We start from the raw sequence: 12,377 nt of genomic DNA on the forward strand, positions 1-12,377 counted from the left end.
GCTTAAAGAAAAACATATTTTTTTCTACAGTTCCCTTACCTTCACACGTCCAACAGATTGTCCAGAGAGCCATGTATGCACAGTCAACTCCTATTTGTCAGGTTGGATTTCTCTCATTTAATCGTAACATAGTGGCTTTTTTCTTTCTAAGAAAAAGGACTGTCGCAACCATGTTCATTCATTGCGGACAGTCCTTTATTAGGAGAGGAGTGTTAATGTTGCCCGTGTTGGTGGTTGTGCGTTGGGATTGATATGTTTGATAGTGCTTCTCCAGCTTCATTTTGATAAATGTTTTCTGTGGCTAAGTCTCCAATCGAAAGCATTCCAACGATCTGCCCATTTTCAACGACAGGCAGTCTGCGAACTTGATGTTGAGCCATGATTTCAGCAGCTTCATGCGCATCAATGTTTGCATCAGCAACTGTTAAATGATCACTCATGCACTCGGATACCGGTGCATTCCCTTGCATACCGTGTGCTGTCGCACGAAGTGTAATGTCGCGATCAGTAATAATCCCACGTACTTGGCCATTTTCAACAACAGGAATCGCACCAACATCATTTTGTTCCATTAATGCGGCAGCTTCTTGTACAGATTGCTGAGGTGATACAGAAACAACATGTTGACTCATTAAATTTCGGATAGCTTGGTTATTCAAGTTAATCTCTCCTTTCCACGTTAGTTTGATCATTAAAATATTAAACATGTATGCTTGATGAAGGGTTGTGTTCCATTAACTTCCAGGTGCCTGGCACGTGGTAAAAATATGGAATTAGATACTCTTTGGATGGGCTTTTTTATGTTAAAGGGAGCATTTCTTTTCAAGTATTGTTATACGATTATATTGAGGAGGAGGGGATAGATGGAAATGAACATTCATGCTGCGATTGATTCAATCATGCATAAATTACGTACATCCCAACAGGCGGACGGTTCTTGGCAGTTTTGTTTCGAGTCTGGCCCACTTACAGATGCTTATATGATTATTCTTCTTAGAACGCTTGAAGACCGTGATGAGCTGCTTATTCAAAAACTTGTGGAACGATTACTAGCACATCAAGATGAGGATGGGACATGGAAACTTTTCCATGATGAAAAAGAGGGGAATCTTTCTGCAACAGTGGAAGCATACTATGCCTTACTTTATTCAGGTTATGTCGATCCTCAAGCAGATAATATGATTCAAGCCAAATCATTTATCATTAAACAAGGCGGACTTCACCAAGTGCAATATATTACAAAAGCAATGCTTGCAGTTACCGGCCAAATCACATGGCCGAAAGAGCTGAGAGTCCCGATTGAAATGATTTTACTCCCGCCTTCATCACCAATTAGCTTTTATGACTTTGTAGGCTATGCTCGTGTTCATTTTGCTCCTATTTTAATTACCTCAAACCAACGTTACCAATTAAAAACGGAAAAAACCCCTAACTTAGATGAAATAATCACTCGTTTTTCAACGCTTAATAATGAGAATAACCAAGAGGAAAGAGTGTTTTCTTTAATAAAAAAAGAGATAGAAAAAATAAAACAGTTCCCACAACAGGTTCGCCAATCAGCATTTAAAAGGGCAGAGCAATTTATGCTCGAACGGATCGAACGAGATGGAACGCTTTATAGTTACGCACCGGCTACCTTTTTCATGATTTTTGCTTTGTTTTCTCTCGGATATAACCGAAGTCATCCAATGATTGTGCGTGCGGTTCAAGGCCTGAAACAATTCATATGCCATACAAATGGGCAATGGCATGCTCAATTTACGACATCTACCGTATGGGACACGGCACTTATTAGTCATTCATTGCAAAAAGCGGGTGTACCTGAAACAGCCCCAATGATTATAAAAGCAGGAGAATACCTATTATCGAAACAACATTATAAATTTGGTGATTGGGCACTTACTAATCCTTTTACAATGCCAGGTGGTTGGGGCTTCTCACATATTAATACAATCAATCCTGATGTCGATGACACGTCCGCATCTTTAAGAGCGATTCATCGGATCGCTGCCCGGTATGGAAATTACCAAAATAGCTTTTCTAGAGGTGCATCTTGGCTTTTAACGATGCAAAATAATGATGGCGGTTGGCCAGCTTTTGAAAGGAACCTTAATAAGCCTTTTGCTGCTCTTATTCCATTTAAAGATGCAGAACGTGTTTTTCTAGACCCTTCAACTGCAGATTTAACAGGCAGGGCGCTCGAATTTTTAGGTAATGGTGTTCATTTAAGCCGAATCTATCCGAACATACGTAAAGGGGTAAACTGGTTAATGAAGCATCAAGAAAAAAATGGTTCGTGGTACGGACGCTGGGGGATTTGTTATATATATGGAACATGGGCTGCGATTACAGGCTTGAAAGCAGTTGGAGTACATTCGAATCATTCAGCGCTAAAAAGAGGGACTGGTTGGTTACTGTCCGTTCAACATGATGATGGTGGCTGGGGGGAGTCTTGTTACAGCGATGTTTACAAAAAATATGTTCCATTAAATGCGAGTACCCCTTCTCAAACAGCCTGGGCTTTAGACGCTCTCATTTCTTTTTATGATCAACCGACTGATGAGATGAAGAGGGGGATCAATCAGTTAATAAACTTACTTGCAACAGATAGTTGGCAGCACCGTTATCCAACTGGGGCTGGCCTTCCTGGAGATTTTTATATCAACTATCATAGCTACCGATATATATGGCCACTTCTTACATTGAGTCATTATCGAAATAAATTTATGTAACTTCTTAACCGTATCACTTGAAGGGTGCTACGGTTTTTTTAGATCTTAACTATATTTTTATGTTTATAAGGTTGACAACATACCTGATAGGGTATAATATTGTATCTGTAGGAAAGATACCGCACACGGTATGTGACGATTAAAATTTGAAAGGGGAAATGATTCATGGAAAACATGGAAAACAATCCGAAAAATAATGCAACAATGATCGTATTTGACGGTGATTTAGATAAAGCCATTGCAAGTTTTATTATCGCAACAGGAGCGGCAGCAATGGGGAAACAAGTAACAATGTTCTTTACATTTTGGGGGCTGAATGTTCTTCGGAAAGATGAAGCAATCAATGTAAAAAACAAAAACTTCTTACAAAAAATGTTCGGTAAAATGATGCCAAGAGGACCGAAAAAATTAGGTCTATCTAAAATGAATTTTGGCGGTGTTGGTTCTAACTTAATGAAAAAAATGATGAAAGAACACAATGTGACAACACTTCCTGAGTTAATTGAATTAGCACAAGACTTAGATGTCAAGATGGTCGCATGTACAATGTCAATGGACGTTATGGGATTACAAAAAGAAGAACTCATTGATGGTCTTGAATTTGCAGGTGTCGCAGCATACCTTGCAGAAGCAGAAGACTCAAATATTAACTTGTTTATTTAATTCGCTTGTTTAAAACATGATCGGATTCAATAGAGGAAGGACGTTTCTCTGTTGGATTCGTGAATTTTTTACTTGCTTCTTAAAGGAGAAATGACAATGGATCTAATCATTTATGCACTGATGGCTGCTCTTTTTATCTTCTTAGTAAAGCAAATGATGCCAGCAAAAGGTGTCGGGCAAATCACAACAGACGATCTAAAGAAAAAAATAGAATCAAAGCAAGGTGCTTATTTTGTTGATGTGAGGGAAAAGCATGAATTTAAATCAGGTCACATAAGAGAGATGAAAAATATTCCGTTAAGTGAACTGGGATCTAAAATAAACACATTTCCAAAAGATAAAGAAATCGTCTTAATCTGTAGAAGCGGAAATCGTAGTATGCTTGCAGCGAAAAAACTGAAAAAAGCAGGTTATTCTAACTTGATTAATGTCCGAGGTGGCATGTCCAGTTGGGCAGGCCCAATAAAAAAATAATTGTACGGGACCAGGTCCCGTACAATTTTGTGAACTTTATTGACAAATCGAAATAACTTGTACTCGTAGGAGGGTAATAATGGAATACTCACAAGATATGAAAAACAGAATGAAGCGAATCGAAGGTCAAGTACGTGGCATTGTAAAAATGATGGAGGAAGAGAAAGATTGTAAATCCATTATTACGCAAATGTCAGCGATTCGTTCTGCAGTGGATCGTGCAACCGCATATGTCGTCGCCAAAAATTTAGAAGTTTGTTTACGAGATGATACAGAAACAGAAGCAGAGCGTGAAGAAATGATTGAAGAAGCAATCCAGATGCTTGTTAAAAGTCGATAAAGAACTATTAACTGAGAAAAGTCGCAAGTAACTGGGGAAAGTCGCAAGTAAACGGAGAAAGTCGCAAGTAAACGGAGAAAGTCGCAAGTAAACGGAGAAACTCGCAAGTAACAGTATGAAGTCGTCAAAATAGATCAAGCATATTCATCAGGTCAACAAAAAACTGATGAATAAGGAATACCCCAAGTAGCGCATCAACTACTTGGGGTATTTTTCATCGGTAGCTTCATTGAAAATGTATGGATATTGTTTGAAGAAGTAACACCGACACCACCTTGATGATGTGTAACGACAATCTCCTTTACGATAGCAAGACCTAACCCAGTCCCACCTGTTTTTCGACTGCGTGATGAGTCGATCCGGTAAAAGCGTTCGAATAGCCACTCTCTATCTTCTTCTGGAATAGGAGGGCCGGGGCTTGTTACTTGAATTTCATACATATCGCCTTCGACAAAACCACAAATTTTAATAGGGATGAGGTCATCATTTTCATAATACTGAATCGCATTTTGCAATAAATTTGTGACAGCTTGCTGTATGCCTTCTTTATTTATAAATAATTGTTTAGGCATAAGCTCAGACTCGAACGGAATCCCTTTTGTTTTCATTTTTAATTCGAATAATCCGATGCTTTCTTCTAGAACTGTACGAATATCATGTTTTTCTTTTTGTCCCATTGAATAAGAAGAAATTTCATTCCACTTACTCATTTCATGAATCTGCTCGACCATGTCAATTAACCGTTCTGACTCTTTATGAAGCGATTGATAGAGAGCAGGGTTACCGTTAATTACCCCATCTTTCATTGCTTCAAGGTAACCGTTAATGTTAGAAAGTGGTGTGCGTAATTCATGAGCCATATCCGTTAACATCTTGTTACGTGCCTCTTCGTTCTTTTCTAAACGCGTGTTCAGTTCATTAAAATGCATGGTTAATTGATCGATCTCTCGAAAAGAAGTTGTCGTAATTTGAGGAGGATACTTTCCCTCTTTTAGTGCAGTTGTTGATTTTACAAGCTCTTGCAGTGGGGTCATCATTCTTTTTGTGAAAATATAGTGAAACAACGCACCTACGACAATGATGACCGGTGTAATCCACCATAAAAAAACGGCTAATTGCTCATTAAATGCACTTTGTTTTTCTTCAGATACAGCCGGGAGCTCCTCCACAAGAAAACAAGCGGTAGTATAGATTGTATAACTACTAATGATAATGAGAAGAGCGACGATTCCAAAATTGATCGATGTCAGTTGAAAGAACATGCTTGGTGACTTGTTATTTGATTTATGGAACAAATTGATACCCCATTCCTCGTACTGTAATGATTCTTTCAGGTTTTGAAGGGGTATCTTCAATTTTTTCGCGAAGCTTTTTTATATGAGCGTCTATGGTACGATCCATGATCGTACTTTCAGCATAAGGGTGAATCTGCTCAACGAGTTGTTCGCGTGATAAAACAACATTCGGGTTTTCCATGAAGTAATAGAGCAAGTTGAACTCGTACTTTGTTAGTTTGGTTTGCTCGCCATTTAGTAGCACTTCCCCTTTACGCGGCTTAATGACAAGTCCTCGGTGACTAATTTTCTGACAAAATTGTCCACCTCTACGGAGTACGGCTTCAACTCTAGCTACTACTTCATTAGGGCTAAATGGTTTTGTAATATAGTCATCCGCCCCAATTTTCAAACCTTTGATTTTCTGCTCACTACTCGTTTTGGCAGTTAGCATAATGATCGACACTTCATTTCGTTCTTGTTCTCGAATCCATTCACAAACTTCTTCACCACTCACCTTTGGAAGCATGAGATCAAGAATAACAAGACATGGCGAGTGCATCGTAAACTGTTCTTTTGCTTCTTCGCCGTCTGCAGCCGTGATGACTTCATAATTGTCCTTCTCAAGATAAATTTTGATTAAATCTCTCATCATATCGTCGTCTTCTACAACGAGGACAAGTTGGCTCATCGTAATCACCTTCGTAAAATGATGTATATATCCTTATTTTAGTCGATATTTTCAAAACGTTGTACCATCATTTCTTTATTTAATGCACCAAAGGCAATACTTTGTACACGACCTTCTGTATCAATCATATATGATGTAGGGATTGGTTGAATTTCATAAAGGCCAGCAACTTCAATATCATGATCTAGCAGGATAGGGAAAGTTAACCCGAAATCATCACGAAAATCCTTTACTTGATCAACGCTTGGTTCCGTTTCAGTTAGGTTAACGGCAATGATTTGAATGTCGTGATTTTCATAGACTTCTTGCATATCTGGCATTTCTGCTCGGCAAGGAGGACACCATGTTGCCCAAAAGTTAATCATCACTTTTTGACCGCGAAAATCAGACAGATTCATTGTTTCCCCGTCTAACGTTTCTAATGTGAAATCGGGTGCGTAATTTCCTTCGTCTAGGCCAATATCATCTTCGTCGATGACAATCTGTTCCTTTTCCGTTTGTTCATTGTCATTGTTAGCATCTTCAAATTCGGCTTCTTCAGGTACGACTTCATCACTTCCTTGCCTTGATGAACTTTCCCAATCGATTGATTCATATAGTGTCCAACCGATCATCCCAAACAGTACTATAGATAGAATCCACTTTTTCATTCATATCCACCCTTTCTTATTTTTTACACTTTAAGACCTTATAAAATTTAGGCATCGTTGCGTTGCTTATTCGACGTAGATAAAAAGTATAAGTTCAACAAAGCCTCTGTTTTCGTCTTAAGACTTGTAAATCGGTGTGTTTCCTTTAACCGAGTCTTTCGAGCCATGTTCCTTCAATCAACCGCAAGATAAATATCGAGATTTCTGCTAGCTTTCCGGTGAACAGAAGAACGCCCATAATGATCATGATTGATCCACCAATTTTCATAATGATTTGGCTGTATTTGATGATCCACTTCGTCGAACCAATAAAAAATGTTAAAACGAAAAAAGGAAGTGCAAATCCAGTAATATATAACGCTGTGTACAAGAACCCTTGTGATGGATCGCTCGTAGCGAGCATAAGAATGGAAGCGAAGATTGGCCCGATACAAGGCGTCCAACCTGCGGCAAAACCCATGCCAACAAAAGTTGTACCGAGAAATCCTGCAGGTTTTCTCGCAAATCTGAATCGCTTTTCTTTCATCAGCCAGTTCATATTGATGACTCCTGCGACGAATAACCCCATAAATACAATGAAAATACCTGCTAACCGCTGAACTAAGTCACCAGAGGATCCGATAATGAGTCCTTGTAGCCATTGTCCGAAGAACGTTGCTCCAACGCCGAGTGCAAAGAAAATAGACGAAACCCCAAGTAAGAAAAATAAAGTATGAAGCATCAACTGCTTGCGGACTTGTTGGTTCTGATTTGCTTCAAGTTCTTTTACACTCATCCCGGTTATGTAAGAAAGATAAGCCGGAAATAACGGTAACGTACAAGGAGAAATAAATGAGATAACACCTGCAGCAAAAGCTGCCCAAATTGTAATGTTTGCTAATTCTTCCATCCAATCACCTGTTTCTTTTTAATAGCTATTTTTAATATCAAGACCACTGCTGTTGCGAGCATGAAAAATAAGTAGAAGTCGTCTGTAACATAAACACTGAAAAAATGTGATGTGACTTCAAAGGAAGTAATGGTCCACTTTCCGAAACTCCAACCGATAAAGGTCAACAATGTGTATTCCGCACGTCTTTCTAGAGGTATTTGCATTGTTTTTACAAGGAGCATGGCAGCTGTTCCAGTTATGAGCATTGTGTAAAGTGCGGTTGGATGCTCTGGAAATGGAATGGACTCTGTCGTAACAGTTGAGCCAGAGCTGCCTGTTGAAAAAGCAAAAATGAAATCAGCAACGAGAACGACAAAGAATAGGGCTGTTAATGTATCTCTCATAAATGCTTGTTTTTTGATGTGCTGAATAATGAAATAAATGAGTGCGATAAGAAGCCCCATAATCAGCTCATATTGCCCACTAGGGTAACTAAGGACAGCGAGCGGATCGCGTAAAAAGGTTGTCATATTTAATGGAATTGAGCCGAAATAAAAACCAATAATGATAAAAATAACTCCATTAGCCGTCCGATCTCTTATTATCTGGTGGCTCTTTTCTTTATAAGGAGAAAAATAACGTAAAAAGAGAAACCCAATGATTAACGAAATAGCCGTAACCAGCCAGACAACAGGAAGGATAACAGGACCGACCATCCAAACATCGTGCATGCAAATCATCCTTTCCCCAATAACAATAAAGACCCTTTATGAAAATTTCATGAAAGTTAATAAAAAAGTTCGGGGACCAGGTCTAGTACAATTTTGTGAAAAGTGTTGACAAAAAGATTAAAGGTTTCCTTATGAAGAAGTGATATGTATACAATGAGGGGCATATGATGAGCTTATTGGTAAATGAAAAAGGCGGTGGACAAACATTAGTGGAATATTGGAGGTGTCTAACATAAACTTTGAGCGTAGTTTATTTGAACAATTCTATAATCACTTGTTGGCGTTTGCTCTGCCGGTTTATTTGGAGAAAGATTATTTTCGAAAAGTTGTAGTGTTATCCAGGTTCACAGAAGACACCGTGAAAGCGAACAAGGTGAGGGAATTATAGATGTTGCACTAGTTCCCAGGAGATAGGAGTATCTACTAGTAAAAAAATTGACTGAAATTATAAGCTATAAAGGAAAATCTTTCGTAAGGTAGCCGAATAAAAAGAAGTTTTAATTGTTTTACATTCGGTAAATATCCTTATTAAATAAGTTTCATCTTCCTACAATACGTAATCAAGGAAAAATTAGTAAATTCAGTTGACAAAACTTTATATATTTTGTAATATACCCATAGGGGTAATTGCGAGAAACAAAACAACAACATTCCTATTGAAGTGTTTGTCTAGTATTAACGCATCGTTTTAAGGCCCCTCATTATAAAGGGCGTAACATTTAATCAAAAGTTCAGATCCAAGGGTAGTTGACAAAACTTTATATGTTTTGTAATAAACCCGCAGGGGTAATTTTAATAAACAAAATAACAACATCCCTATTAAAGTGTTTGTCTAGTATTAACGCATCGTTTTAAGGCCCCTCATTATAGAGGGCGTAACATTTAATCAAAGGTTCAGATCTAAGGGGGAGTTGACAAAACTTTATATGTTTTGTAATATACCCACAGGGGTAATGTTGAGGAACAAAAAAACAACATCCCTATTGAAGTGATTGTCTAGTATTAACGCATCGTTTTAAGGCCCCTCATTATAGAGGGCGTAACATTTAATCGAAGGTTCAGATCCAAGGGGAGTTGACAAAACTTTATATGTTTTGTAATATACCTATAGGGGTTATGGTAATTATAACCCTAAAAAAATTTAAGCGGAATAATACCCCACTAGGTATATAGGTAAACCTTTATTGAACACACTAAACAAGATGATGTTCAGTCAGTTATTTAGAAATAATCCTTAAAATGTATTCAGGAGGAATGCGATATGAGTATTAAAGTAGATCATGTATTAGATGCAAAAGGGTTAGCATGCCCAATGCCAATTGTTAAGACAAAGAAAAAGGTTGATGAATTAGAACCAGGGCAAGTGTTAGAAATTCAAGCAACCGATCAAGGTTCACTAGCTGATATGCAAGGTTGGGCGAAAAACACAGGCCACCAGTATTTAGGATCTAAAGAAGATGGAGATGTACTCATTCATTACATTCGTAAAGCAGACCCTAGTGAAGCAAAAGAAGAAACGACGTATCCACACGTCATAAATAATGATGAGCTTGAAGCAAAGTTGAAATCAGGAGATGACATTAAAGTGATTGATGTTCGAGAACCAGCTGAATATGCATTCGCTAGAATTCCTAAAGCACAATCAATGCCATTAGGCGAGCTTGACTCACGAATTAAAGAGCTAAACGAAGATGATGACATTTATGTCGTTTGTCGTACAGGAAATCGTAGTAACATGGCCGCTCAATTACTAGAAGAAAGAGGCTTTAAAAATGTAACGAACGTTAAGCCAGGAATGTCCGAATGGCAAGGCGAAACCGAGTCAGATTAACTCGCAAGAACCATGCCAAAAACAGTGTTATAACAAAAAATTCAGGGACCAGGTCCCGTACAAATTTGTGAATGAATACTAAGGAGGTTACAAACATGAGTAACAAAGTAGCGATTATTGCGGCAAACGGTGGTTTATTCGATGCCTATAAAGTATATAACTTGGCGACTGCCGCGGCAGCGTCTGGATCAGAAGTGACAGTATTCTTTACTTTTGAGGGGTTACAGCTCATTCATAAAGAAGGGCACAAGCAGCTTCCAATGCCTGAAGGAGCAGAGCATATGCAAGAAGGCTTCCAAAAAGCTAACGTTCCTTCTATTGAAGAACTTGTGACAACTGCACAAGACTTAGGAGTAAAATTTATCGGTTGTCAAATGACAATGGACGTTATGGACCTTGAAAAAGATGCATTCGTTGATGGAGTTGAAGTTGGCGGTGCAGCATCATTCCTAGATTTCGCGAAAGATGCAAATACAACATTAACGTTCTAATAAATTTGCCACAAAAGGGCAAGAACCATGCCAAAAACAGTGGAATAATTGAAATTTCAGGGACCAGGTCCCGTACAATTTTGTGAACGAATACCAAGGGAGGTACTTTACTATGAGTATGAAACCAATGACTGCTAAAGAACTTGGGAATAAGGTAATTAATCGTGAAGAAATCTTCATTTTAGATGTTCGTAACACCGATGCATTTGATGATTGGAGAATCGAAGGGGAAGGCGTACACATTATTAACAAGCCGTACTTCGACCTTATGGATGGAGTAGACGACATTCTTGATCAACTTCCAACAGATAAGCCGCTTTTAGTTGTGTGTGCGAAAGAAGGATCGTCTCAATTTGTAGCTGACCAAATCGTTGAAGCGCAAGACGTAGAACGTGACGTTCATTATTTAGAAGGTGGAATGAAGTCTTGGAGTGAACATTTAGAGCCGGTAAAGCTTGGTGACTTAAAAGATGGCGGAGAGATTTATCAATTTGTCCGTCTAGGTAAAGGATGTCTTTCTTACCTTGTTGTATCAAACGGTGAGGCAGCAATTATCGATTCTGCACGTATGACAGAGCCATACGAAGAATTCCTTAAAGAACACAACTTAACATTAAAGCATGTCATCGACACGCACCTACACGCAGACCACATCTCTGGAGGACGTAAGCTTCGTGAGAAAACAAATGCAACGTACTGGCTGCCTCCAAAAGATGCAGAGGAAGTGACATTTGAATACGAAGCGCTTGAAGATGGCAAGGATATTAAAGTTGGAAACACAAAAGTGACAATCCATCCGATCTACTCACCGGGTCACACGATCGGAAGTACGTCAATGGTGATTGATGACCAATACTTGATCTCAGGAGACATCCTGTTTATCGACTCCATCGGACGTCCTGACCTTGCTGGTAAAGCAGAAGACTGGGTTGCAGATCTTCGTAACACGCTTTACAGCATCTATGCAGACTTAAGTGGAGAGCTTTACGTATTACCAGCTCACTTTGCAAAACATGAAGAGATGGATAGCCAAGGTCGTATTATGGAAAAGCTTGGTGTACTTTTTGAGAAAAACCACGGTTTAAACATTGACGATGAAAGTGAATTCCGTAAAACTGTTTCAGAAAACTTACCACCACAACCAAATGCGTACCAAGAAATTCGTCAAACAAACATGGGGAAAGTCGATCCATCAGATGAAGAACAAACAGAAATGGAAATTGGTCCAAATCGCTGTGCTGTAAGTGAATAATAATAGATAAAGAAGATGCTTGGGCAGTCGCCATACCGGCGTCTCCGCCAAACCACAATAAAACTCGTGAAAAACGAAAGGGGAATATTAAAAATGGAAAGTACAAAAGTATTAGACGCTAAAGGGTTAGCTTGTCCAATGCCAGTCGTAAAGGTAAAAAAAGAAATGGACACATTAAACGCAGGTGACATTCTCGAAGTACACGTAACGGATAAAGGAGCAAAAGCTGACCTTCCAGCATGGGCAAAATCATCAGGTAACGAGTTTCTTAAAGATACAGAAGAAGACGGTGTCCTTAAATTCTGGTTAAAAAAATCTTAAACTAATAAATAGAATGTTCATAAAATTGTCGGGGACCAGGTCCCCGACAATTTTGT

General features: G+C 38.7%; 14 protein-coding genes. 8 read left to right on the top strand and 6 right to left on the bottom strand.

Annotation, left to right across the window (positions count from 1 at the left end):
* Window positions 1-212: 212 nt before the first annotated feature.
* Window positions 213-659, bottom strand: a complete 447-nt coding sequence (locus tag LGQ02_RS01780) for a CBS domain-containing protein (protein WP_319003504.1) — start codon at window positions 657-659, stop codon at window positions 213-215.
* Window positions 660-863: 204 nt separating this feature from the next.
* Between LGQ02_RS01780 and shc the strand changes: the two genes are divergently transcribed.
* From shc to LGQ02_RS01800, 4 genes are all read left to right on the top strand, one after another.
* Entirely contained in the window at window positions 864-2,732 is a 1,869-nt protein-coding gene (gene shc, locus LGQ02_RS01785; RefSeq protein ID WP_226516546.1) for a squalene--hopene cyclase, read from the top strand.
* Window positions 2,733-2,906: 174 nt separating this feature from the next.
* On the top strand, window positions 2,907-3,395 hold the full coding sequence (locus tag LGQ02_RS01790) for a DsrE/DsrF/DrsH-like family protein (protein WP_404802398.1): 489 nt from the start codon (window positions 2,907-2,909) through the stop codon (window positions 3,393-3,395).
* 96 nt (window positions 3,396-3,491) lie between these two features.
* Window positions 3,492-3,869: a rhodanese-like domain-containing protein gene (locus tag LGQ02_RS01795; protein ID WP_226516548.1), complete on the top strand. Its 378-nt coding sequence runs from the start codon at window positions 3,492-3,494 to the stop codon at window positions 3,867-3,869.
* 79 nt (window positions 3,870-3,948) lie between these two features.
* The gene (locus LGQ02_RS01800; protein ID WP_226516549.1) at window positions 3,949-4,209 is read left to right on the top strand and encodes a metal-sensitive transcriptional regulator; all 261 of its coding nucleotides are present in this window, start codon (window positions 3,949-3,951) and stop codon (window positions 4,207-4,209) included.
* A 194-nt stretch (window positions 4,210-4,403) separates the two neighbouring features.
* Here LGQ02_RS01800 and LGQ02_RS01805 read toward each other — a convergent pair whose 3' ends face one another.
* The 5 genes from LGQ02_RS01805 to LGQ02_RS01825 all read right to left on the bottom strand — a co-directional run bounded on the left by LGQ02_RS01805 (window position 4,404) and on the right by LGQ02_RS01825 (window position 8,426).
* Window positions 4,404-5,504, bottom strand: a complete 1,101-nt coding sequence (locus LGQ02_RS01805; RefSeq protein WP_226516550.1) for a sensor histidine kinase — start codon at window positions 5,502-5,504, stop codon at window positions 4,404-4,406.
* Window positions 5,494-6,174, bottom strand: coding sequence for a response regulator transcription factor (locus LGQ02_RS01810; RefSeq protein ID WP_226516551.1), 681 nt, complete (start codon window positions 6,172-6,174; stop codon window positions 5,494-5,496). Before LGQ02_RS01810 ends, LGQ02_RS01805 begins: the two co-directional genes overlap by 11 nt.
* A gap of 38 nt (window positions 6,175-6,212) precedes the next feature.
* Entirely contained in the window at window positions 6,213-6,824 is a 612-nt protein-coding gene (locus LGQ02_RS01815) for a redoxin domain-containing protein (RefSeq protein ID WP_226516552.1), read from the bottom strand.
* 145 nt (window positions 6,825-6,969) lie between these two features.
* Complete coding sequence (locus LGQ02_RS01820) at window positions 6,970-7,713, bottom strand: cytochrome c biogenesis CcdA family protein (RefSeq protein WP_226516553.1); 744 nt, start codon at window positions 7,711-7,713, stop codon at window positions 6,970-6,972.
* Window positions 7,701-8,426, bottom strand: a complete 726-nt coding sequence (locus tag LGQ02_RS01825) for a hypothetical protein (protein ID WP_226516554.1) — start codon at window positions 8,424-8,426, stop codon at window positions 7,701-7,703. The genes LGQ02_RS01820 and LGQ02_RS01825 overlap by 13 nt, the downstream gene beginning before the upstream one ends.
* A gap of 1,261 nt (window positions 8,427-9,687) precedes the next feature.
* Here LGQ02_RS01825 and LGQ02_RS01830 point away from each other — a divergent pair.
* From LGQ02_RS01830 to LGQ02_RS01845, 4 genes are all read left to right on the top strand, one after another.
* Window positions 9,688-10,257 carry a sulfurtransferase TusA family protein gene (locus LGQ02_RS01830; protein WP_226516555.1) on the top strand — a complete coding sequence of 190 codons (570 nt, stop codon included), beginning with the start codon at window positions 9,688-9,690 and terminating at the stop codon, window positions 10,255-10,257.
* A gap of 95 nt (window positions 10,258-10,352) precedes the next feature.
* Complete coding sequence (locus tag LGQ02_RS01835; protein ID WP_226516556.1) at window positions 10,353-10,748, top strand: DsrE/DsrF/DrsH-like family protein; 396 nt, start codon at window positions 10,353-10,355, stop codon at window positions 10,746-10,748.
* A 112-nt stretch (window positions 10,749-10,860) separates the two neighbouring features.
* Window positions 10,861-12,000, top strand: coding sequence for an MBL fold metallo-hydrolase (locus LGQ02_RS01840; RefSeq protein ID WP_226516557.1), 1,140 nt, complete (start codon window positions 10,861-10,863; stop codon window positions 11,998-12,000).
* A gap of 93 nt (window positions 12,001-12,093) precedes the next feature.
* Complete coding sequence (locus LGQ02_RS01845) at window positions 12,094-12,321, top strand: sulfurtransferase TusA family protein (protein ID WP_226516558.1); 228 nt, start codon at window positions 12,094-12,096, stop codon at window positions 12,319-12,321.
* The last annotated feature ends 56 nt before the right edge of the window (window positions 12,322-12,377 follow it).

The sequence above is a fragment of the Bacillus shivajii genome (assembly GCF_020519665.1).
GTDB lineage: Bacteria > Bacillota > Bacilli > Bacillales > Salisediminibacteriaceae > Bacillus_CA > Bacillus_CA shivajii.

Excerpts from the sequence above, each read along its gene's own strand:
- shc (WP_226516546.1), top strand. The coding sequence starts at position 864 with ATGGAAATGAACATTCATGCTGCGATTGATTCAATCATGCATAAATTA.
- LGQ02_RS01790 (WP_404802398.1), top strand. The coding sequence starts at position 2,907 with ATGGAAAACAATCCGAAAAATAATGCAACAATGATCGTATTTGACGGT.
- LGQ02_RS01795 (WP_226516548.1), top strand. The coding sequence starts at position 3,492 with ATGGATCTAATCATTTATGCACTGATGGCTGCTCTTTTTATCTTCTTA.
- LGQ02_RS01800 (WP_226516549.1), top strand. The coding sequence starts at position 3,949 with ATGGAATACTCACAAGATATGAAAAACAGAATGAAGCGAATCGAAGGT.
- LGQ02_RS01810 (WP_226516551.1), bottom strand. The coding sequence starts at position 6,174 with ATGAGCCAACTTGTCCTCGTTGTAGAAGACGACGATATGATGAGAGAT.
- LGQ02_RS01815 (WP_226516552.1), bottom strand. The coding sequence starts at position 6,824 with ATGAAAAAGTGGATTCTATCTATAGTACTGTTTGGGATGATCGGTTGG.
- LGQ02_RS01820 (WP_226516553.1), bottom strand. The coding sequence starts at position 7,713 with ATGGAAGAATTAGCAAACATTACAATTTGGGCAGCTTTTGCTGCAGGT.
- LGQ02_RS01825 (WP_226516554.1), bottom strand. The coding sequence starts at position 8,426 with ATGCACGATGTTTGGATGGTCGGTCCTGTTATCCTTCCTGTTGTCTGG.
- LGQ02_RS01830 (WP_226516555.1), top strand. The coding sequence starts at position 9,688 with ATGAGTATTAAAGTAGATCATGTATTAGATGCAAAAGGGTTAGCATGC.
- LGQ02_RS01835 (WP_226516556.1), top strand. The coding sequence starts at position 10,353 with ATGAGTAACAAAGTAGCGATTATTGCGGCAAACGGTGGTTTATTCGAT.
- LGQ02_RS01840 (WP_226516557.1), top strand. The coding sequence starts at position 10,861 with ATGAGTATGAAACCAATGACTGCTAAAGAACTTGGGAATAAGGTAATT.
- LGQ02_RS01845 (WP_226516558.1), top strand. The coding sequence starts at position 12,094 with ATGGAAAGTACAAAAGTATTAGACGCTAAAGGGTTAGCTTGTCCAATG.